This window comes from Streptomyces sp. MGP-BFMKR1 (assembly GCF_057766585.1).
The window spans coordinates 7,356,202-7,378,067 of record NZ_CM173408.1; the positions used below are offsets into that span (position 1 = coordinate 7,356,202).

General features: G+C 70.5%; 15 protein-coding genes. 12 read left to right on the forward strand and 3 right to left on the reverse strand.

Features of this window, described 5'->3' with window-relative positions; genetic code table 11:
- Positions 1–43 precede the first annotated feature (43 nt).
- Positions 44–1,357 (reverse strand): NsdA family TPR-like regulatory protein, encoded by a 1,314-nt coding sequence (locus AC3CHW_RS29605; protein WP_359329537.1) that lies wholly within the window; start codon positions 1,355–1,357, stop codon positions 44–46.
- Positions 1,358–1,578: 221 nt separating this feature from the next.
- Between AC3CHW_RS29605 and AC3CHW_RS29610 the strand changes: the two genes are divergently transcribed.
- The 6 genes from AC3CHW_RS29610 (at position 1,579) to AC3CHW_RS29635 (ending at position 7,060) form a co-directional block, all read left to right on the forward strand.
- Complete coding sequence (locus AC3CHW_RS29610) at positions 1,579–2,481, forward strand: dTDP-4-dehydrorhamnose reductase family protein (protein WP_488468493.1); 903 nt, start codon at positions 1,579–1,581, stop codon at positions 2,479–2,481.
- A gap of 10 nt (positions 2,482–2,491) precedes the next feature.
- Positions 2,492–3,721, forward strand: a complete 1,230-nt coding sequence (locus AC3CHW_RS29615; RefSeq protein WP_488468494.1) for an SIS domain-containing protein — start codon at positions 2,492–2,494, stop codon at positions 3,719–3,721.
- A 15-nt stretch (positions 3,722–3,736) separates the two neighbouring features.
- Complete coding sequence (locus AC3CHW_RS29620) at positions 3,737–4,402, forward strand: RraA family protein (RefSeq protein ID WP_488468495.1); 666 nt, start codon at positions 3,737–3,739, stop codon at positions 4,400–4,402.
- A gap of 13 nt (positions 4,403–4,415) precedes the next feature.
- On the forward strand, positions 4,416–5,477 hold the full coding sequence (locus AC3CHW_RS29625) for a DUF2332 domain-containing protein (RefSeq protein WP_488468496.1): 1,062 nt from the start codon (positions 4,416–4,418) through the stop codon (positions 5,475–5,477).
- A gap of 16 nt (positions 5,478–5,493) precedes the next feature.
- Entirely contained in the window at positions 5,494–6,270 is a 777-nt protein-coding gene (locus AC3CHW_RS29630) for a sugar phosphate nucleotidyltransferase (protein WP_398610560.1), read from the forward strand.
- Between the two features lie 130 nt (positions 6,271–6,400).
- Positions 6,401–7,060, forward strand: coding sequence for an alpha/beta hydrolase (locus tag AC3CHW_RS29635; RefSeq protein ID WP_398610559.1), 660 nt, complete (start codon positions 6,401–6,403; stop codon positions 7,058–7,060).
- 26 nt (positions 7,061–7,086) lie between these two features.
- Here the strand turns inward: AC3CHW_RS29635 and galE are convergent, their stop codons facing one another.
- Positions 7,087–8,082: a UDP-glucose 4-epimerase GalE gene (gene galE, locus AC3CHW_RS29640; protein WP_398610558.1), complete on the reverse strand. Its 996-nt coding sequence runs from the start codon at positions 8,080–8,082 to the stop codon at positions 7,087–7,089.
- A gap of 601 nt (positions 8,083–8,683) precedes the next feature.
- On the opposite strand from galE, the gene AC3CHW_RS29645 reads away from it, so the two are divergent.
- Positions 8,684–9,520 carry a hypothetical protein gene (locus tag AC3CHW_RS29645; protein WP_398610557.1) on the forward strand — a complete coding sequence of 279 codons (837 nt, stop codon included), beginning with the start codon at positions 8,684–8,686 and terminating at the stop codon, positions 9,518–9,520.
- A gap of 480 nt (positions 9,521–10,000) precedes the next feature.
- Here AC3CHW_RS29645 and AC3CHW_RS29650 read toward each other — a convergent pair whose 3' ends face one another.
- Positions 10,001–11,131: a hypothetical protein gene (locus AC3CHW_RS29650; protein WP_398610556.1), complete on the reverse strand. Its 1,131-nt coding sequence runs from the start codon at positions 11,129–11,131 to the stop codon at positions 10,001–10,003.
- A 277-nt stretch (positions 11,132–11,408) separates the two neighbouring features.
- Between AC3CHW_RS29650 and AC3CHW_RS29655 the strand changes: the two genes are divergently transcribed.
- The 5 genes from AC3CHW_RS29655 (at position 11,409) to AC3CHW_RS29675 (ending at position 21,860) form a co-directional block, all read left to right on the forward strand.
- On the forward strand, positions 11,409–12,161 hold the full coding sequence (locus AC3CHW_RS29655; protein ID WP_488468497.1) for a hypothetical protein: 753 nt from the start codon (positions 11,409–11,411) through the stop codon (positions 12,159–12,161).
- Positions 12,162–12,229: 68 nt separating this feature from the next.
- Entirely contained in the window at positions 12,230–14,680 is a 2,451-nt protein-coding gene (locus AC3CHW_RS29660; protein WP_398610554.1) for a DUF6603 domain-containing protein, read from the forward strand.
- Position 14,681: 1 nt separating this feature from the next.
- Positions 14,682–16,910, forward strand: a complete 2,229-nt coding sequence (locus AC3CHW_RS29665; protein WP_488468498.1) for a hypothetical protein — start codon at positions 14,682–14,684, stop codon at positions 16,908–16,910.
- 55 nt (positions 16,911–16,965) lie between these two features.
- On the forward strand, positions 16,966–20,859 hold the full coding sequence (locus tag AC3CHW_RS29670; protein WP_488468499.1) for a hypothetical protein: 3,894 nt from the start codon (positions 16,966–16,968) through the stop codon (positions 20,857–20,859).
- Positions 20,856–21,860 (forward strand): hypothetical protein, encoded by a 1,005-nt coding sequence (locus AC3CHW_RS29675; RefSeq protein WP_488468500.1) that lies wholly within the window; start codon positions 20,856–20,858, stop codon positions 21,858–21,860. The genes AC3CHW_RS29670 and AC3CHW_RS29675 overlap by 4 nt, the downstream gene beginning before the upstream one ends.
- Positions 21,861–21,866 lie beyond the last annotated feature (6 nt).

Here is a 21,866-nt window from a genome sequence, read left to right on the forward strand (position 1 = left end):
CCCATGGAGCCAACCGAACACGTTCCCGTTCACTGCCGGGCCGTCACGCTGCGGTGGCGGACGACAGGGCTTCGTACCGGTGGAGCATGCGTTGGGAGCTGACGGTGCCGATGAGCTCTCCGGCCTGGTCGAGCAGTTCCCGTGCCCTGTCGCCGTGCCCGCACTTGTGGACGGTGTCGGCCAGATCGAGCACGGCGAGGAGGCGGTCGCGTGGGTAGTCGGACGAGGTCGTTTCGACGCGCCGGCTCAGAAAGGGCACGGCCTTCGACGGTTGCTCGCAGGCGAGCCAGGCTCGGCCGGTGGCGGCGTCCACGGAGTTCTTCGTCAACCAGGTCGCCCACCACGGAGTGCGCTCGTCACGAGTCGCGAGGTGGAGCAGAGCCTCGTCGCGGTACCGGAGAATCGCGTCCGGGTCGCGTCGCCGGCCCGCGGCGTAGACACGCCGATCGGCGATCACCGCGGCGACGACGGGCGGCAGCTCCGGCGTCCGCGCAGCGATGTCGAGCAGCGCGACGGCGTCATTGTGGTGGCCGAGCCATGCGGCCTGGTACGCGGCGGAGGCGACGAGGTTGGACGTCGCGTGACGAGCGGTCAGCGATGTGCCGGCCTCACGAGCTAGCCGCATCCCTGTGTGATAGACGCGCTGCGCCTGGGGATGGCGGCCGGCGTCGAAGAGCATCCAGCCGACCTGTTCGCTGAGCTCGATATAGGAGGTCTGGAGTCGGTCGGCAAGAGGACCGTGGTCGCGCACCTGCGCGAGCACCCGGGAGGTGCTCTGCCAGATGCCGAGGCCCCAGGCGAGGTCACCGCTGGCGCTACCGGTGGAATCGTCCATCTCCCGCAGGTCTCGAACAGCGCTCTCGATCGAGCCGACGAGCTTCTCGTTCAGGCGTGTGCCGCCCGACGTCGTGGTGGCCTGCGCTGCCGGGCCGAGCAGGAGCGCGAGAGCGGGCGCGGTGGCTGCTGCTCCGGTGAGTACGAGTAGGTTCCGGCGGTCCATGATGTCTCCTTGGCTGATCTCGTGGAGCAGCCCCTGGAGGGGCGCGTCACCGGGCGCGTCGAGGTGGCGATGGCGGTGACGAGGGCGCGGCGAGTCCCAGCCGACGTCGGACGCGGTGATGGGGCGCCCGGCTTTCGCCGTGAGGACAGCCAAGGCGTCCGACTGGTTGTCAGGCTGCGGGTAGGAGGGGTTCTCGCGTAGCCAGGGATAGGCAGCCTTCAGGCTGAGGGGAGAGGAACCACGGCGGGACCGCCTCTCGTTGATGCGAGCGACGAGTTGCTCAGGCCGCATCCCCAACTGCTGTAAGAGAGCAGCGAGCACGGTGGCCGGCGGTGCGTCGAACGCGGCTGGCTCCATGGGCACTCCAAGTCCGGCGGGGTCCTGGCCGGAAGGTACCACCGCGCCGAGCCTTCCTAACTGACAGGACAAAAGGTGCTTGGTGTACGTACACCAGGCCCTAAGCCCGGTGTGCTTAAACCGAGTTGGTGCGTGCACCGCGTACACCCCGGAGACCTCTCGCGATCACGAGTCCGGCCGCGCTTGGCTGTTCACCCCGCGGAACTTCACGGAGGTGAGTGATGCGAGCAGTGATCTTCGGCGCTTCCGGGCTACTCGGGCGCAGCGTGCTGCACACGTTCGCCGATACGAGCGTGACGGGCACCGGCTTCAGTCGCAGCAGCAACGGGCTCGTCAGGGTCGACGTCACATCGGCCGGTGACATTGAGCGTCTGCTTGACCGGGACCGGCCGGACGTCGTCGTCAACTGTGTCGGCGAGCGCCGGCCCGTGGCCTGGGCGAGTACACCGGACCAGGCCCGGGGCCGGAACGTCGTCACGGCCCGGCTGATCGCGGAGGGCGCTCGTCGGTACGGGGCCCGTCTCCTGCACATCTCCAGCGACTACGTGTTCGACGGGCAGGCGGCGCCCTACCGGCCCAACGACCGTCCGAAGCCCCTCAACGTCTACGGGCGCTGGAAGCTGCTGGCCGAGCAAGCGGTGCTGGCTGCGTGTCCGGACGCTGCGGTCCTGCGGCTGCCCATGCTGTACGGGCCTGTGCAGTTCGCCGCCGAGACGAACCTGACCGACATCGCGCGTCAGGTGAGCTTGGGGGCGCGGCTGGAGCTGGACGACGTCTGCGTTCGCTACCCCACGCACGCGGACGAAGCCGCCGAGGTGTGCCGCCGGCTTGCCGAGGCGCTCCTACACGGGCAGTGCACGGCATCGGTCATCCACTGGAGCGCGTCACAGGGCTTCACCAAGTATCGGTTGGCCTTGATGATCGCGCGCAGGTTCGGCTTGTCCGACGAGCACATTCGTGCGGGGAAGGCGGACGCGACGCGCGGTGACCGGCCGCTCGACTGCCGGCTCGTCTGCCAGGGTCTGCCCGCCGCGTTCGACTCGATCCGCCGTCGCCCGTTCCGCACGGAATTCCCGCCCGTGGTGGAGCCCTGGCTGCTGTTCCCCCGACCCGTTGCGAGCTGAAGGAGGGACGATGATGTCCGCTGTGTACGGCGACTTTGCCCGCGCGTACGTGACCGAGGTGGCTGCCGCTACCCGACGGATGCTCACCCGCGGCGCCGAAGCCGTCGAAGTGCTGCAAAGGGCCACCGCTGGGGGCACGCAGATCCGCGCCTTCGGGAACGGTGGCTCCTCGGCGATCGCCCGCTCAGTGCTTCTCCAGCTCCCGCTCCACACCGGGCAGCCGGTGAACGACTCGATGATGAGCACGGCGACCATGGCCTACGGCGCCCAGCGGCAGGACTACCGGTCTCTCTTCGCGCAGTCGTTGGCCCAGGACATCGACCAGGTGGGGTTGGTCGTCGTGGCCAGCGTCAGCGGCCGGTCGACCAATGTCGTCGAGGCTGTTCGGCTCTGCCAGGACAACCGCGTGCCGGTGCTGGCCCTGGTGGGCGGCGACGGGACGCAGATGGAACCGGTAGACGGCATGGTCTGGGCGACCGGGACGACCGACCAGCAGGTTAGCGAGGACGCCATGCTGACCGCGCTGACCCTGACGGTTGCCGCGCTCGGGCCCCGGGCGGAGTCGCTGCCCACCAGCCAGGAGCGTCATCTGCGCGCCCTGGCCTCGGTGGACACCGCTCTACTGGGGGGCTTCCTTCACGAGGCAACCCGAGCTATCGCCGACACGATCCGCAGCAGACGTTGCACTTACGTGCTGTGCCCCGACGGCGGCCCACTCGCCCTCGCCGGTGAGCACTTCGCTCACAATCTGAGCTGGGACGCTCCACTCGGCGTCGAGGGCGTGCAACCCCCGCTCATCATGCGCGACCCCTCGCTCGCCGACATGAGCGCGATGTTCAACGACCACCCTGACCCCGCCTACGGCGTCCGCTACCAACTGAGCAGCGCCTCTCCCAACGACGTGGTCTTCCTCCTCGCCTACGACTCGGCCAGCAGGACGACTCGGGAGGCCATCAGCGCCGCCGCGGCAGCAGGCGCCCGACTGTTCCTCCTCCACCGAGATGGACCAGCCCAGTCCAGCGACGCGCAGTGCTCCTTCACGCTGCCGAAGACCGACCATTTCGGGCAGGCAGCCCTGATGCAATCCATCGCCCACCTGGTGTGCCGGACCACGCGCGCCGTGCTGGCGACGACCTCGTACAGCACCGCGGCCGTCGTGTCGCCCCATGACCTCATGGCGCAGGACCTGGCACCGCTTCGTGAGCTTTCCGGCCTCCCGCAGAGCCCGCAGACCCCGTAGACGAAAGGTCCCACCGTGTCCGTACGCGAGATCCACACCGAGATCATCCGCCCCACCCGGAGCGAGATCGCCGCACTGTCCCGCCTCCCGGTCGCGTCGATCGTGGACGCGCTCGGTAAGACCGGCGCCCTTTCGTACTGCCTGAAGCTCCAGACCTCCGGCCTCGTCCTGTGCGGGAGCGCCGTCACAGCCCTGGGCCCGGACGTGACGGTCCGACGCGCGGCGATCGACCTCGCGCAACCCGGTGACATCGTCGTGGTCGCGGCTGGCGGCGGCAAGGAACGGTCCTGCTTCGGAGGCGTGACCGCGACGCACATGCAGAGCCGAGGCATCACCGGCGTCCTGGTCGACGGCATGGTCCGAGACGTCGCCGAGCTGCGCCGCATCGCGTTTCCGACGGTCGCCCGCGGCGCCACCCCGCTCAACTACGACTACCCCGCCGACCGTCATGGCGGCGCGGTCAACGTCCCGGTGCTCATCGACGGCGTCCGCATCGCGCCGGGAGACGTTGTGGTGGGCGACGAGGACGGTGCCGTGGTGGTCCCCCGCGACGAGGTCGCAACCGTCGCCGCCAGGGCCCGGACCGCCATGTCCGTCGAAGCCGAAAAGTGGTGGAGCCGCCGAGGGCAGAGCTTGGGCGCCGTTCAGCAGCTCGCCGACTGCGACTACAAGATCATCTGAAGGGTCTCCCATTATGGAGCACGCCGAACTCGCAACCGCCTTCGAGCGTTTCGCCGACCAACAGGCCGCCGGCAAGTCCCCGCTCTACGAGACCCTGTGCCGCTCAGTGGCCCGTACTCCCGAGCTGCTCGACCTCGCGGCCGACACACGCCCGGGCCAGCCGGCCCCCAACATGCTGCTCGGAGCCATCCACCACATCATCCGCCGCGGTGCTCGACACCCACTCGTCAGCTACTTCACCGGCTACGAAAAACTGCCTGAAGCCAGCGCCGACGCCTTGCTCACCGACTTCTGCCGACGCAACGCCGAGCAGATCCGAAGAACCATCGCGACACGATCCGTCCAAACCAACGAGGTCAACCGTTGTGCCGTCCTCGTGCCTGCTTTCGCCGCACTCCAGCAGCAGCTCGACAACCGCCCCATCCAGGTCGTGGACGTGGGCGCCAGCGCCGGCTTGAACCTGCTCTGGGACCGCTACACCTACGACTACGGCGGACACCGCCTCATCCTGCCCAACAGCGACCCAGGCACGGTCATCACCTGCGAGATCAAGAGCGGGAGGCCGCCGCTGTCCCTGAACGTCGCGCAGTTCGTCCCGCCGGTCGGGATCGAGGTCAGCCCGGTAGACCTCACCGACCCTGAGGCAACCGAGTGGCTGGTCAGCCTCACCTGGCCCGAGCAGCCAACACGGTTGCGAACCCTGAACAGCGCCCTGGCCCTGGCGGCACGAACCCCGCCGACGATCCTGGCTGGCCGAGCCGAGGATCGCCTCGCCGAGGTCGTCGCCCAGGCCGTGCCCGACCACCATCTGTGCCTCGTCTTCTCGTGGTCGATCTACCAGATCTTCGGCTCACCGGGCGGCCGGGAACGCCTCGCCGAAATGCTCGCCGAGCTGAGCCAGCAGCGCCCGCTCTACGAGATCTCGATCGGCCACTTCGGCCACAACATCCCCCGCGTGGTCACGGCCGCGTACGACAAGGGCGCAAGCATCCATTCGAGCACCGTGGCCTACTGCGACGTCTACGGCACCTGGCTCCACTGGCTCAACAACCCGGCCGAGAAACCGAATACCTGACGAAGGCGGAGGACCCATGACGCACGCGATCAGCAGGGCGGTCGTGGCCGCCGGCGGCAAGGGGACCAAGATGGCACCCATCACCCGCGTCGTCCCCAAAGAGATGCTGCCCGTCGCACGGATACCGATCCTGGAGCACCTCGTCCACGAACTGCGTGCGTGCGAGATCTCCGACATCCTTTTCGTGATCGCCTCGGACAAGAGCCAGGTCCCCGCCTACTTCGGCAGCGGCACGGCGTACGGGATGGACTTCTCCTACCGGGTCCAGGATGACGGTGCCGGGCCCGGAGCACCCGTCCTCGGCGCCGAGCCGTGGACGCGGGGACAGCCGTTCGTCCTCGCCTTCGGCGACAACCTGATCCGCCCAGCCGCCGGCGACCAAGCGCCGTTGCGACGCCTCACCCACGGCGAGGCGTCACAGTGCACTGTCCTGACCCGTGTGTTCCCGGCGGACGACGTCCCCCCACACGAGACCATCCTGGGCGCGGCGGACCCACCCCGAACGGTGCCCAGCCCATACCACGTCGGCTTCGACAGCGCCCGCCTGGACCACACCGGTGCCCGATGGGTGCACGCGTGTGCCGCCCGCTGGGTGCTTACACCATTCATCTTCGAAGCTCTGCGCGCATGCCCGCCGCGGCCGAACGGCGAGCTCTACCTCATCGACGCGGTGCGTCGCTGGATCGCCGCGGGCAACGAACTGAGGGCCGTGCCTCTCCTGCCGATCGAACTCCGGTTCAACTGCGACAACTGGGAGACCTACGCCGATGCCGTCGCCACCCTCCGGGCCTGAACTAGTCGCCACGCATCACCGAGTGGATCTCGGTGCCCCCGCCCTCTTCGCAGACAGCATCACCGTTGCCCTGCGCAGCCCGTTCCAACGGCCCGGCACCCGGATCACCCTGACCCTGCCCGATAAACCCGTGCGGAGGATCGTATTCGCCCTGCCCGTGGAGAGGGGCGAAGGGCGGAAATACGGCTACAGCCTCGAACAGATCGGACGGCTCCCTGGCCACCTGCGCGAGGGAACCGCCTTCGCCGCGCCGACCTTCAGCGATTCGCCCTGGCTCGTCAACCACGCCAGTCGCGCCGACCGCCGGCAGGAGGACCACCTCGTGCACGTCGTCGTGCCGACCGCCCTCGCCCTCCTCGGCGCGCAGCCTCGCCTACCGGTGCACCTGCACCTGCTGGGGTTCAGCAAGGGAGGCTTCGCAGCCCTGAACCTGCTGTCGCGGCACCCGCGCCTCTTCACCGCCGCCAGCGTCTGGGACGCCTCACTCCTCAGCGACCGGCCACCGCACCCGCAGCTCGTGCAGGCTGCCGGCAGCACCGAGCAACTCGATGAGTACGACGTACGGCACAACCTGCGCCGTCACGCCCATGCCCTACGCGGAACCCACCGCATCGCGCTCGGCGGTATCGGCACGCTGGCAGCCGACTGGACCGCCGGCCACCAGCTCCTGGACGCACTCCACATCCCTCACCACGCCTACCAGAACGCCCCGGCCCAGCACCGTTGGGACACCGCGTGGCTCACTCCAGCCATGCGACACCTGCTCGACCTCGAAGCCAGACTGCACTGACGCCCCCGCGGGGGCCAGGCGCGGACTCAGTCCTTCAGCAGCTTGTCACGTACGGGAATCCAGTCCAGTGCGGACTGGATTCCCTCCTCCAGGGTCAGTTTCGGCGTCCACCCCAGCAAACTCTGAGCGCGGTCGCTCGTGGTGTACCCGCCGGCTACGTCGCCGGGGCGAGGGTCGGTGTCGATCGTCGCCAGGGGAGTGCTCACGACGTTGTTGAACGCCGCGCACAGCTCGCGGACGGTGGTGCCGGCGCCTGTGCCCAGGTTGATCGCGATCGATGGCTTTGACGCGGTGAGAATGGAGTCGAACAGCTCGATCGCCGCGATGTGGGCTGCGGCGAGATCCCAGACGTGCACGTAGTCGCGGATGCCCGTTCCATCACGGGTCGGGTAGTTCACGCCGGTGACCGGGAAGGCCGTGCCCTCCTGGTGGGCCTGGATGAGCTTGCCCAGCGCGTGGCTGGGCCGCTTGAGTTGGAGACCGGTCCGCAGCAGGGGATCGGAGCCGACCGGGTTGAAGTACCGCAGCGACAGCACCCGCATCTTCCCGGCCGCGGCGATGTCGGCGAACATTTCCTCGCACACGGCCTTGGTCCGCGCATAGGGGCTCTGCGGTGCCAGCGGCGAGTCCTCGGTGACGGGGGAGCCGTCCTCGGCCTGATAGACGGAGGCCGAGCTGCTGAAGATGAGGCGATCACAACCGTTGCGATGGAGGTGGCGGACGAAGTCCAGGCTCTTCCCCACGTTCGCCTCGTAGTAGCCGATCGGGTCCGCCACCGACTCCGGCACCACGATCAGCGCCGCACAGTGCACCACCGCAGAGATGTCCGGGTGCTCCGAGAAGACCCTGTCGACCACGGCGTCATCCGAAATGTCGCCCTCGTAGAAGATCCGGCCATCTGTGAACTCCCTGCGGCCCGTGACAAGGCTGTCGAGGATCACCGGAGTCACCCCCGCGTCCAGACACGCCGAAGCGACGGTGCTTCCGATGTAACCGGCTCCACCGGCGATGAGAACAGTCACGGCTTATCCCCTCTGGGCCCTTTTGCGACCACGGTTGACGGTTGGCAGCCAAGCTAGCGGAGCGCCGTGAAGAGGTTGTCAATATCGGCCAAGTGGCATGTTTTAAAGGTTTTGTAGCATCGAAACGCCATGTAGGTGAGCTGCTGAAGCCATCGAAGCGCCGCTCGCCTGCGGACATCAGCGGGTGATGTTGCGTCCCGGGGGTTGGGCGGCGAACGGGGCGGCAGACCCCGGGGCGCCGGTGGCCAGCGCGGCGGGGAGTGGGGTCACGGCGGCGCGTGTCGACGGTGGTCACTGGAGCTTGGCCTACACCAGTCCTGAGGTGCGCGGCCCGCACTCTCACTTTTGCCCACTCCGTAACCCTGACCACCTGGGAAATGGTCAACTGCTTCAACGAGCCCATCGACGGCGAAGTCGTGGACGAGCGACCGGGCAGACAGCGCATGCTGTGACATGGAGGCTCCCCTTCGTGTGCTCATCATTTCATAACTCGTGTCAGCCGCTGTGACTATCATGCTCCCCTATGAACTGCCTATGACGAGCGACCCACCGCAGCGGAGGTTGAATCACTTCCAGGATGCATTCGCGTACATTTGGTGATATGGCTCAAACTCCCAGCGAGTACACGCCCCATGGCGAGATTCCCGCCTCCCACGTCATTCATCTGAGCAGAGGTGAAACCGTCAAGGTCATCGACGGGCACTTGCAGAAACTCGACCTCGCCACCGACTCGGTCGTCGAGGACCTCGGTCCTGTCTCTCCTGAAGATGCTGCTGCAACGGACCCTTTCACGCACGCTCAGGTGCTCCGCCAGCAGCACGGGTTCGTCTCCGCAGTCGAGTTCGACGGCTACACCCCCACAGCGCCCCTGGAGCACATTCAGTCCCTGCACACCACGTGGGTCGTACCCGAGTATCCCGCAGACAGGTCGATTTTCATCTGCGTGTGGAACGGGCTCTCTGGTGGCGCACTGCAACCCGTCGTCTACTACTGGTCAGCCACCCAGAAATACTACTTGTGGCCGTGGGCTTTCATCGCCGGCCGCTATGTCAACGGCCCGAGTAAAGTCGCTGACCCGGGGTTGGAAGTCACCGGTTACGTGGAGTACCTCGGGCGGGATGGTGACGGCTATCGGTACAAGGAAGGCTTTGTGGGGTACCCGGAGTTGGACTTCACCGTCACTCGTACCGCTGAGCAAGGGCCGGCAGACGGTGTGATCGTTTGCACCGAGGATCGGGGGGTGCCCGTGGAAAAGTGGCCGCCGAATCCGAAAGTAGCCATGAAGGACATCAAGGTGACGATGCAATCGGGGTACATCGCCCCTGAATCTCTGTCCTGGGTCGCGGGTGGGGAACGTAGGCCAACGCCATCGGGGAAGAACACGGTGATCGTCAACAGCAGCAGCCAGAAGGGCGTCGTCGACTTCTACTTCCACTGATGGGCTTGTCCTCGGTAAACGGCGGGACGCTGAGGACCCGGCGGGAGGCGACAGTGCCCGTGAGCGCGTACGCCAAGGTGCGTGATGTTCATGGAGGAGCGCACCTTGGCGGCCCTTGTTTAGAGCTGCGACGAGCACCATCAACGCGTGGCGGTGGCGCGCCAGCGTGAGTGGGTGCTGCCCCGGGTGGCAACACCCACCCGGGGCGGCGATGGGCCGTAGCTATGTGCCGGTGGCCGTATCGCCGTCACCGAGTGGTCGTAGGCGACTGTGGCCGTGTCCGATGCCGGGTCCGTGAGGGCGGCGGCCTTGGCGACGATCCAGGCCGCCGAGGCCATCGGCTTCGCCGCAGTGTTCAGCGGCGGGGCCCGGGGCGCCGGGCCCCGGCTCAGGTGCGGCGGCATGCCGCCGGGGGCCTGCTGGCCGCGAAAGCCCCGCCACGCGGTTCCTCGGCGCCCGGCCGGCCAAACATTCTGCAGATCAGCTCGTGAAGCCCACCGGGAAACGATCGAACACGTGGTAGCCGGATGAGACGGCCCCGCCGTCGTCGATCCACGCCCCCTCGCTCTTGGCCGCTTTCACGTCGAACCGGAAGGCCGCCCCTTTCCAACCATCCTTGAACACCGCCCCCATGGCCCAGACGTCTCCTTTCGCGGAATCGACGACCAGCGAGAACAATTCGAACCCCGTACTCCAATGCTCCCACTGGGGAACGCCACTGGCGTTGTCGAAAGGGATGCTCTTGGGTGCGGTCGTCGGCGACTTGATGTTCCGGACTTCCAGGTAGAAGTTCTTCTTGTCTTTATCCTCGCGGACCCAGCAGCACCATACGGTGCCTCCGTCCTCCCACAGCATGGGCCACGACCACACGGTGCCTCCAGGGCTGATCGTCGTCTTTTCTTTGCTGCCGGCTACGAAGCGGTAAATTCCCCAGGGACTGGCGGCCACGACGTATTTGCCTTTGGCGTCCGCCGCCAGTCGGCAGATGTGGTGGGGAAGTTCGACGTGTGGCACGGCATCTGGCGTGTCAAGCTCCGGGAGCGTCTCACCGAGAGTCTGGATGCAGAGCGTACGTTTATTCTGCTGGGAATCTCCCTCGTCCAGGGCGTAGACCATCTTCTTGGAACCGCTGCTGGAGGGGACCACGACGAGGCTTACCACCCCGCCCCGCCACTGACTTGAGGAACTGATCGTGTACTCGACGGCCTTCTTCTGTCCATGGCGCACCCCGTTCACCGGCTTGCCCCACAGCATGATCTTCCTGTCTGACCGGTGTCCGCAGTAGAGGATCTGCTCCTCGTCCCTGTACAGATAGGCGGTCCGAACATCGGGGAATTCCTGGAGAGAGGTGCCTCCGACCTTGTATTCGGAAAGCGTCGAGTCGCTCTGCTTGTAGTACAGGAGCTGGTTTGCGGAGTCGACGACCGGATAATAGGCATCCACATACCATGCTCGGAGCTTGTACTCGTCCGAGTGACGGGAATATCCCGTAACCGTTAGAGTCTGGCGACCGTCTTCTCCTTTTTTACGTTCGGTTTCGACCGTCACGCCCAGCATGCGTCCGGGCTCGGGAGACGCACTGGCGCACATGACGTAGGAGAGTTTCTTCATCCAACCGATTCCTTCCGGGTACGGGCGGGCGCCGCTCCCGGCGGTCGCCCGCCGCGGCGGGCCGCATTCTCCATCAGCGTCCCCGCCGTGCAGGACGACCGCCGCGAGAATGCGCCGACTGGCCGTCCGTTTCCCCCGTTCGGCGTTCTGGCATTGCAGTCCGCCCGGGCGTGCTGCATCGTGGCGGCACGGCCAGGCTCCGGGGACCGCGCCGGGCCGGCGGATTCGACGGTGACCATGGACTGAAGTGAGGTCGGTGCCAGTGGCGGGTGTGGAAATGCCGACCGCGCTGTTCGCCCGGCGCCTCGGGGAACGCGAGGTGCCCTATATTTACCTGCTCTACCGGCAGGATCTGCGCCTCCTGCTCCAGGACCCGGGATCCGGACGGGCGGTGACCAAGTGGAAAGACGACCACGACGAATGGCACCACCAGTCGTTCAAGAATTCGCAGGCATACAAAGGCTTCACCCCGTGGCGTCATCTCGCGGGGAAACTGGACTCCGGGGTCGTGGATTCCTACACACTCGGAAAGACGGTCGTTTTTCTCAAATGGTCCGTCCCTGAGACGCCGGGACCCGAGCCGTCCGCCCCCGTCTTGAGCCGGCTGGTGTTCCACCCGGACGACAACGGGAAGGTGGACGCCGAGGAGAAGTACACCGAACTGACGGATGCGCTGGCGAAGCAGCAGTTCGCGCCGACCGGGGCGTGTCCGGTGTCCTCATCGGACTATCTGTTCCTGACCGGGAAGAAGAACGGCAAGCCGCATTGGTGCGTCTGGAACACGCACCAGCACTCCATGGCATCCGCCCCCAGCGCACTGCCCCCGGAGATGAAAGGCGAGCCCGGGCCGGTGCTCTCCGGCCATCAGCGGGCGCAGCAGGGCAAGGCGGAACCGAAGGTGCTGCTCGTGTACGTCGGCGGCGGGGAGTACCCGTGCACGGTCACCAAAGACGCCGATGCGTGGAAGCTGGCCGCCTTCGCCAAGAAGGCCGAGGACGGCTTCCTGCCCATCGCCGGGCCGCGCCGGTGAGGCGGGTTCCCGCGGCGGAGCCCGCGTCAGGCGCCGGCGAGGCATCGGCCCACAGCGGCGGGAAACGCGTGTCGCTGCTGGTGTTGCAGGCCGATGTCACGGCGGGGCTGGCGGACGTACCGGTGATCGGGAAGCTGGTGCCGCCGGGTGTGGGCCGGCTGGTGGGTGCGGCGGTGGCGGTCCGCGGCACCCAGGCGCCGGCCGGCGTGGAGGTGGCGAAACGGCTGGTGGACGCGGTGGGGGTGGCGTCGGTCGGCCGGCGCCCGGTGCCCACCGCGGAGGGGGTGCTGGCCTACCGTGGGCTGGCCGGGGTGGCCCTGGAACTACTGCCCCGCGGCAAGGCGGTGGACGTGTGGGTGGCCCTTCCACAAAAGGCCGGGGAGACGCTGCCGACAGCGGACGGGCAGGCGTCGGGCTGGGTGGAGCTGGAGTGGGCGGCCGGTCCGCTGCGGCTGCACCGGGTCGGTGTCCTACTGCGGGGCGACCGGCTGTGGACACTCCTGGACGCCGCCGTGGACGTGAGCGGCGTGGTCCTCGAAGCCAGAGGGCTGGCGCTGGGAGTCGCCCTGTCCGGTGGCGCGGTCGAGGGAGCGCTGGAGGGGCTGGGGCTGTCGTACGCGGCCGGTCCGGTGGCGGTGGCCGGTGCGCTGGTGCGGCTCCGGCCGCCTCCTTCCCCGGCGGTGCTGGCGGTCGGTGGGCTGGTGGCGGTGAGCACTCCGCAGATCGCGTTCGGCGCGGCCGGCATGTACGCGCAGATGCCGGACGGGCAGTCGTCGGTGTTCGTGATCGGCCAGGTGTCGGGCCTGCGGGTGCCGCTGGGGCCGGTGCTGTTGACCGGAATGATCGCCGGATTCGGCTACAACTCCGATCTGGGGCTGCCGCGATCGGCCAAGGAGGTGCCCGGGCACCCGCTGGTGGCGGGGCTGGACGACCCGAAGAAGCTGCCGGTCAAGGACGGTCCGGCCAAGGTGCTGCAGACCCTGGGGGACCGGATCCGTCCGGCGGCGGGGTCCGTGTGGCTGGCGGCCGGGGCGGATCTGGAACTGTTCAAGGCCCTCCAGGCACGGCTGGTGGTGGCGGTGCAGGCCGTCCCCGGCGATGTGACGGTGTCGCTGTTGGGCTCGGTGAACGCCTCGCTCCCGCCGAAGAAGCCGTACGCGGGCGTGTGCGTGGCGCTGCAGGGTGTCTACCGGTCCTCCACCGGCGAGGTGGCGGTGCGCGGAGCGCTGGACGGGGCGCGGTCGTTCCTGGGGCACCCGGACTGCCGGCTGGAGGGGGAGCTCGCGCTGTCGGTGTGGATGCCGCCCTCGCGGCACGCGGGGGACTTCGTGGCGACCGTGGGCGGCTATCACCCCGCCTACGCCAAGCCCGCCCACTACCCGGTGGCCGACCGCATGGGCGTGCGCTGGTCGACCGGGGCGGTGTCGGTCCGGGGCGAGTGCTACGCGGCCCTGACACCGTCGATGGTGATGGCGGGCGGGCGCCTGCGGGTGGAGTACACCTCGTCGTCGGTGCGGGCGTGGTTGGACGCCCTGCTGGACACCGCCGTGCAGTGGGCGCCGTTCGCCTTCTCGGTCCGCATGGGGCTGCGGGCCGGCGTGGACATCGATGTGGTCGGCCGCACCGAGATCGCGGTCGACCTGGAGCTGTGGGGGCCGCCCACGGGGGGCGTCGCCCACCTGCACCTGCCGGTGGTGCCCGATGTCGTCGTGCGGTTCGGGGAACCCGCGCCCCCGCGCCGGGAGCCGTTGCCGTGGCCCGACGTCGACCGGGACCTGCTCGGCGGGGGACGGCCTCAGGTGGAGATCACCGGCGGTCTGCTGTCGGAGCAGGCGGCGGACGGCGCTCCACGGCGGGTGTCGCCGGCCGGCTTCGCGTTCGTGGTGCGCACGCCGGTGCCCTGCCCGCAGGTGTACGGCACGACCGGTGCCTCCAGCCATGAGTCCCTGGCAGGGGCGCCCGGCACGATCAGCGTGCGGCCGATGGACAAGGACGGCGTGTCGGCTCCCTGCTTCCTGTCTCTGACCTCTGGCACGAACCAGCAGGTCCACCATTCGCTGAAAGCCTGGGACGTACGGCCGGAGACCGCCGGGCTGCCGGCGGGCCTTTTCGGGCCGCGGCTGGGCGCGGCCACGTCCCCGGACCCGCGCGGCGGCGGCGAAGTGCTGCCCGGCCGGATGGTCGGGGCGCGACTGGAGTCGCCGGCTGGGCAGCGCGTGGAACCGCTCGGGCCGATGGAGAAGACGCACCTGGACGAGGAGGGCGGCCCCGCCGGGCTCCACGGGCTGCCGCGCCCGGCCTGGGGCAGCCCGCCGGCCACCGGCGCCATCGGGAGCACCGCCGCGGTGCTGCGGGTGACCGACGCGCAGCGCGCGGCGACGGTCGCGCAGTGGCGCGCGTGCGGCCTGGCCCCCGCGGCGCTGGCGGACGGGCCGCTGCCGGACCTGGCGGCCTACACCACCCGGCTACACTCGGTCCTCGCCGCCGATCCGCTGCTGGTGCCGGCGGGGGTGTGCTGAGATGGCGGTGTCCTCCTCGTGCCCGCTGCCGCTGACCGTCACCCTCGTCAGCCGCCACACGCCCGCCTTGACAGCCGGCACGTACGCCCTGACCGCACGGCAGGAGCTGAGCGACTCGGGCGGCTGGAAACAGACCCTCGCCGCGAAGCGGACGGTGCGGGTGGAGGTAGCCGCCCCGCGCTTCTCGCTGGCGCCCGACGACGTCGCCGCCGTGCACCCGCCGCCGGGCGCGAACGGGGACTTCTCCCTCGTCGTGCCGCACCTGGCCACGGCCGACCCGCTGCTGCCCTGGAGCCGGAACGTCGCCGGCGGCGACACGCCGTGGACCGTGCTGTTGCTGGTGCGCGATGACGAGGTCCGGCTGGACTCGGGTCACGTGTGCACCGCACGCACCGCCGGGAGCTTGGTCGGGACGCCGCCGGCCGGGGTGCTGTTCCCCAACCTGGGCGGCACGCTGACGAAGACCGACACCAGCGCCTGCCAGACCGCCGACCTTCGCTGGCCGGCGCTGCGCGCCCTGTTGCCGTCCCGCCAGGAGCTGCCCTGGCTGGCGCACGTACGGGAGGTGGACCGGCGAGACGTCCGGGAAGGCGGCTGGGAACCCGGCCGCTACGGCGTGCTGGTGGGCAACCGCCTGCCGGGCGCGGCCGGCCGGTACACCGCGCTCCTGGTCTCCCTGGAGGGCCACACCGGATACGAGTTCCTCGGCGGCTCACAGAAGGTGCCGGACGACACCGCCTTGGTCCGGATGGCCGTGCTCTGGTCGTGGTCCTTCACCCACACCCCTGGCGGGGGGCCGCGAGCCGGCGCCGGGTTCCACGCACTGGCCGAGCGGCTGGCCCGGGCCACCTACGAGGCAGGGCACCTGCTGCGGCTGCCCGGCGCGGGGACCGACGGATGCGTCCACGAGCGGCTGGAGGCCGGATACGTGCCGGTGGCCCACCTGCTGCCCACCGGCGAGCGGGCACCTGCCTGGTACCGCGGCCCACTGACGCCCGCGCCGCCGGCCGCGCTCCCGGCCCGCGCCTACCGGCACGCCGACAGTGCACTGGTGTTCCTGGCCGAGCAGGGAATGTGGGACGTGTCCTACGCCTGTGCCTACACCCTGGGGAAGATGCTGGCGCTGGCCGACCCGTCCCGTCTGCAGGCGCTCCAGGAGTACCGCGCCCAGGGGCACGCCCTGCTGCACGCGGCCCTGCGGGGCTCGGGGCCGGACGTGGCGACCGATGAGAACGGCGACTCGCGGGGCGCGGCGCGGCAGCAGTTCCTCACCCTGCTCAGCCGCCACGACCTGACCGAACGGATCACCCGGGGGCTGGCCAAACCCCGACAGGAGGCCACCGACGCGGCAGCGGACGCGTCGCCCGGCATCGGCGACCCGGGCGGGCCGGGAGGCGTCGGCCCGGCGGACGTCACCGCGGCGCTGGCCGGACGGGCCGACGCAGGCCCCGCCACGGACATCGCGGCGGAGGTCCGCGCGAGTCTGGCGGACCTGGCCGCTCGCAGCGCCCGGCGACCGGTGTGGACCGCGGCGCCGTACCGGCTGGAATCGCTGCCCCTGGATCACTTGGTGCCGCACGAGTGGATGCTGCCCGAGCACACCGCCCGCTTCTTCCACATCGACGCGCAGTGGCTGGCGATGCTGGACGCCGGCGCCCGCCGCGTGGGGACCGTCACCGGGCTGGACGACTGCCTGGACGCCCTGCTGGCCGAGGCCCTGCGCGCCGAGGACGAGGACGACGGCCCGGTCGTGGGCATGCTGCTGCGGTCCCCGCTGGTCAGCGCCTGGCCCGATCTCATCGTCGACATCACCACCGCCTCCGACGACTGGCTGCCGCCGGTGATCGTGGCCCGTCCCCAGCCGGACGTGCTGCTGGCCCTGTTCCACCAGACGCCGGTGCAGGTGATCGTGCGGGAGGCGCCCCACGGCCTGACCCTCGGCATCGACTCCGCCGAGGACGGCGGCACCGTGTTCCTCAGAGCCCCGCACGACACCGGCGACACCAAGCAGGGCCAGCCGCTGCCGGGCGGGAAGGCGACCGGCCTGGACAGTTGCCTGCGGGACGCCGGCACCCGGGTGCTGCACGTCCACCGCAAGCAGGGCGCCTGCCTGACCCGGTGGCTGACCGACGCGCTGGCGCCGCACGTCACCCACACCCTGACCCCCGCTTCCCTGGCGCTGCAGTTGGTCAACGGCGCCGGCCGACTGGTCTTCGTCCCTGTCCCATGACCGCTCGCCGGCCGCCCCGCGCGCCGACGCGCCACCGCCGGAGGAACGTACCGCCATGCCGATGTCCCCGACCGCCACGCCCCTGGTCGTCGTCCCCGTGCGCACCGACGCGCTGCTGGTCAACAAGGCCACCTGTGCGGCCGGCCGGGCCTGGCCGCACTACCGGGGATGGCTCGACTACAGCAGGGAGTTCGCCGACCCCCAGCAGGACTCACTGGAGGAGACCGTGCTGGACAGCGCCCGGGACGTCGGCGCCCACCTGCACTGGCGGCTGCCCGAAGCGCTCGGGCGCGGCCGGGTGGACGCCCAGGCCGGACCGGAGGCGGAGGTCGCGTTCCCCCCGGCGCCCAACCGGTGGCTCGTGCTGCGCTACCACCATCCCGACGGGCGCCCGCCGAAGGACCCGCCGGACGCCGCCGGGTGGCTGGTGGAGAGCGACTACACCAGCAGCGACCACCGCAAGGCCACTTCCCCGGTCCGCAAGAAACTGTGGATGGGCCGCGCCCTGGACCTGACCGCCTCGTCCTTCCAGCCGGACAACGCCTCCGGCAGAACCCGGCTGACCGCCCTGGGCCTGGGCGCGGACCTGCCCACCTTCGCGGTCTACCAGCCCTACTGCCGCGACGTCTTCTCCCTCCAGGACCCCCTGCGCAGTGGCACCGGAGGCAACGGCAGCCTGGCCAAGGGGCATCTGAGCTACCTGGTCATCGGCTGGCACACGCATGCCGACGACGAGCCGTGCGCGGACCTGCCGGCGCTGCTGGACTTCTACGGCGACACCGCCCACGCGGCCCGTGCGGACTGGCCGAAGCTGAGCGCGGGACGGCTGAACTGGCGTACCCCAACGGACCTGACCCCGGAGACCCGCACCGTCTATCACGGCCTCGTCATGGGTCTGTACTGGGACCCCGCGGCGGGCATCCCCACCACCCCGCGCCGCCCCGGCGACCCGCGCCAGTTCGTCAAGACCGCTCTGGGGCACGACACCTCCGACGCGCTGGCCGCCCTGGTCGAGCAGACGCTGCCCGCCCCTCCGGCGCCGGAGGACGCCCCGGACAACCGCCGCACCGCCGAGTTGCTGCACGCCTTCCACACCGGCCAGATGCCCGCCATGGACCGAGCCGTCGGCGGTGCGCAGGCACAGCGCACCGTGCTGTGGGCGGCGCTGCACCAGGCCTGGTTCACCCCGTCCCCCAGTGGGCTGCGGTGGCACGTCACCCACGGCAGCGCCACCGCGGGCCCGCCCCCCACCGACGGCCAGTACAGCACGTGGCGGCCCTTGCTGGCCGCGCTGAACACCACCCAGGCCGCCTTGGACCAGGCGCTGTCCGACATCACCGCCGCCCGCCGTCATGTCGCCGACCTGTGGTGGCTCCACGGCCTGGGGAAGGAGACCTCGCGCGCGCCCGACGGATTCGTCGGCCAGGTCGCCAAGGAACTGGACCCGGCCACCGCCGGCACCTCCGCCCACCGACTGAAGACGATGCTGGACCGACTGCCCGCCGCCCGCGCCTCCGTCGCCGACGCCCTGGCCGCGCTGCGCAAGGCCCTCCCCCGCGGCTGGGACGCCGTGCCCGCGCCCACCGACCCCTACCACAGCCCCGGCGACCCGGCGGTGCTGCTGCGCGGCACCGGCCAACCCACCGGCGAGGTGCGCCGCGGCACACCCCTGCCGGTGCGCACCCCCGGCCAGCTCATCACCACCACGGTGCGAGCCAAGCGCAAGGCCGCCGATACCGCCTATTCCCTGGACGTGACCGCTCCGGACCCCCCGCCGCTACCCACCCGCTGGACGGACGCGGCGAAGCTCCTCCCGGCCAAGGACCACCAGACCGCCGCAGTCGCTCTGGCCAAGGAGCTGTACCTGCTGCACGCGCTGGCCGTCTTCCGGCGCCGGGAGCACCGGCTGGGGGACGGCGCCGGCCTCGACGACCCGGCGCTGGTGCACGTGCCGGCCGGCGTCTGGCCGGACGCGTGCCGCACCTGGCAGCAGCCCTGGACGCCGGTCGCGCTGGTGTGGACGGCCCACTGCCACCCCCTCCCGTACGAGAGACCCCGTCAGTTGAGCCTGCACCGGACCGAGCTGTGGGAGTTCGACGGCGCGTCCCGCCGGCTGCGCGACGACGACGGGACGCGCCGTGCCGTACGCCGCCACTGCGCCGACAAGGACCTGTCGTTCCACCACACGGGCCGCTCCTGGCTGACCCCGCTGCCCGGGTTCGCGCTGCGCGGTCGCGTCGACGCCCACCAGCGCACCTTCCCGGCCAGCGACGGCGGGAAGGACCCGCGTCTGGAGGAACTGCGCACCCGGGCCGACGGCTGGGACCTCCAGTCCCAGACCCTCACCGGGCTGCGCGCCGCCCTCTCCCGCCGCGTCCCGGGCTCCGCCAGGGCGCCCCTGCCCGCCGCGTTGGCGCCCCTGCTGGGCGCCTACCGCAACGACCTGTGGCCGGCCCCGGAACACTCGTGTCACCAGCCGGTACAGGCCGAGCACTTCGCCCTGGTCCACACGGCGATCGTCGACACGTTCGGGCAGGCGGTCACCGTGGTGACGCGCGAGGGGAACAAGCACCTGACCGACCGTCCCTACCGGGCCCGCAGCGTCACCCCCCGCTATGCCGTCTGCGAGGACCACGGCCAACGGTTCACCGAACTGCCGCCCCGGCTGCGCCAGCCCGCCCGCCTGCTGCTGACACCGCTGGCCCACACCAGCGTCCCCGGCGGCCCCGACGAGGAGGTGGACGTCTCCTCCGACCCCCTGCTCACCGCCGCCACCCCGATCGGTGGCTGGCTGCTGGCCCGCCACACCGGCGACCCCGGTGCCTTCACCCTCGCGCTGTACGGGCCCCGAGGGCAGGCCCTGGGCGAGCTGGCCCGCATCGGACCGCCGGGGAAGCACGCGGTGACCTGGCGCCCACTGCCGGGCTCGTCTCTGATGGACCCCGCCGCCGTCTTCGATCCGGCGTTCTCCGCCTCCTACCCGATGCCGGCCGGCTTCGCCCAGGCGCTGCTGGACGTCGAGGCCGACGCCATCGCCGACGGCCGCGCCGCCCCCACCGGCAAACCGCTACGGCTGGCCGCGCTCGCCGCCGCCATCGACGCCAGCCTGCTGCACAGCACCCCGCGGCCCCCGGTCGGCACCTCACTGGCCGCCGGCCACCCGCTGGCCCTGGTCAGGCTGCGCGTCCACCTCGAACTGGACGGCCCGCCGCGCGCCGACCCCACCTGGGGCACCGCCGCCGAGGGCTGGGGCGGCGTCTTCGCCACCGACGAGACCACCGACCCCGCCGGGCCCGGCCGCCGCTGGCCCGTCCGGCTGGGCACCGGACCCGACGCCGCCGACGGCCTGGTCGGCTACTACACGAACGCGGCCGCCGACCCCGCCCCGGGCCGCACCTCCTACGGGACCTTCCACACCGTCCATCCGGTGCGGGAACCCGGCTCCTACGCCGTCACGATCGGCACCGGCCGGAACCTGGCCGTGCCGGCCGTACCGCGCTCGCTGTGCGTCGGCCCCGGCGACGCCGCCTACCTCACCGCCCTGCTCGACCCCCGCCTGGCGCTGACCGCCCACACCGACATCCTGCCCGCCACCGCCTTCCGCGTGCCTCCGCCGGCCGTGCAGCGCACCCTCGACCGGATGAGGCTGTCCGTCCCCCTGGGCCCGGCGCTGTGCCGCACCCGGCTCGACCCCGCCGCTTCCACCGACCAGTCCGGACGGCTCACGCTGCCCGCGCCCGGGGCCGCCGGGCACTGGGCCTTCGCCACCCTGGAGGACAGCCCGCCGCCGGCATCTCCCTGGCACCTGTACGACCTCACACGCGGCGTCAGCGAGTCCCGTCTGGAACCGGCCGCCCCGGACGCCCGCCACGGCCATCTCACCGCGACCGCCGGCGACACACCGCCCCCGGCCCCCGCCCGTATGCCCGACGAAACGGCCACACCATGAGCACCACCGCAACCGGCGCCGCGGTGACCGTCCACCCTGCCGCCGTGCCCACCGGTGAACCCGCCGACCTGCGCATTCGCATCCAGGCCCCGCGGCCCTGCCGGCTGTTGACACTGCACCTGCCCGAGGGCCTGGCCCGCGACATCCGCACCGTGCGCGCGACCGGCCCCGGCTGGCTGACCCGCCATCCCGAGCCCGGCACCGTCGAGGTCCGTCCCGCCCCCGACGCCTCGTCCCCGGCCGAGGAAGACCTGACCGTCACCCTCACCGGCCTGCGCCCTTACGGCGCGCCGGCCACCCGCGAACTCACCGTCACCGCGGAGCTCGCGACCGGCACCGGCGATACCACGCGCCTCACCAGCCGGCACCACCTCGTCCAACTGCCGGCCGGCACCGTCCCCCTGACCGGCTTCCAGGCCCAGCCCCTCAACCCCGAGCGCGGCAAGCAGGTGAGACTGACCTGGACCGGCCCGCAGGCCCCGGGCTACGTCCTGGTCAGGTCCGACGAACCCGATTCGACCGGGAAGAGCATCACCCCTGCCTACGGCGCCCACAACAGTTGCTCCTTCACTCCGGAGAAACCCGTCACCGACGCGGTCGTGGCCTTCGCCCTCATCCACGGCACCGACCGGGCCCTGACCTGGGCCATGGCCCGCCAGGGTGACATCCGCGCCGGCTCTCTGGCCGTCAAGGGCACCGTCAACGTCCTCGGTGCCCCGGTCAAGCTGCTCTACCGAGCCAAGGGCGGCACCAGACGGCAAGCGGAGACCGACGGATTCATCGCCGTCTCCCTGGCCACCGAAGGCGGCACGGTCAGGGCCGAACTCAAGCTCGGCTCCACCGTCCACCACCTCGACAACGCCACCGTCGGAACGGAGACCCACCTCCAGCTGCCCGTGCCCAAGGGAACCTCCCTCACGTACCACATCGCCGCCGGTGCCGAGAAGGCCCTCAGCACCCTGACCTGGTTCCCTCTGGGTACCGGTGCCCACGGCGGGTGAGCGCGA

What these genes read in the sequence shown, in the direction of transcription:
- AC3CHW_RS29625 (WP_488468496.1), top strand. Translation starts at nt 4,416, where the DNA reads ATGGAGCACGCCGAACTCGCAACCGCCTTCGAGCGTTTCGCCGACCAA.
- AC3CHW_RS29630 (WP_398610560.1), top strand. Translation starts at nt 5,494, where the DNA reads ATGACGCACGCGATCAGCAGGGCGGTCGTGGCCGCCGGCGGCAAGGGG.
- AC3CHW_RS29645 (WP_398610557.1), top strand. Translation starts at nt 8,684, where the DNA reads ATGGCTCAAACTCCCAGCGAGTACACGCCCCATGGCGAGATTCCCGCC.
- AC3CHW_RS29615 (WP_488468494.1), top strand. Translation starts at nt 2,492, where the DNA reads ATGATGTCCGCTGTGTACGGCGACTTTGCCCGCGCGTACGTGACCGAG.
- AC3CHW_RS29665 (WP_488468498.1), top strand. Translation starts at nt 14,682, where the DNA reads ATGGCGGTGTCCTCCTCGTGCCCGCTGCCGCTGACCGTCACCCTCGTC.
- AC3CHW_RS29610 (WP_488468493.1), top strand. Translation starts at nt 1,579, where the DNA reads ATGCGAGCAGTGATCTTCGGCGCTTCCGGGCTACTCGGGCGCAGCGTG.
- AC3CHW_RS29655 (WP_488468497.1), top strand. Translation starts at nt 11,409, where the DNA reads ATGCCGACCGCGCTGTTCGCCCGGCGCCTCGGGGAACGCGAGGTGCCC.
- AC3CHW_RS29605 (WP_359329537.1), bottom strand. Translation starts at nt 1,357, where the DNA reads ATGGAGCCAGCCGCGTTCGACGCACCGCCGGCCACCGTGCTCGCTGCT.
- AC3CHW_RS29670 (WP_488468499.1), top strand. Translation starts at nt 16,966, where the DNA reads ATGCCGATGTCCCCGACCGCCACGCCCCTGGTCGTCGTCCCCGTGCGC.
- AC3CHW_RS29650 (WP_398610556.1), bottom strand. Translation starts at nt 11,131, where the DNA reads ATGAAGAAACTCTCCTACGTCATGTGCGCCAGTGCGTCTCCCGAGCCC.
- AC3CHW_RS29675 (WP_488468500.1), top strand. Translation starts at nt 20,856, where the DNA reads ATGAGCACCACCGCAACCGGCGCCGCGGTGACCGTCCACCCTGCCGCC.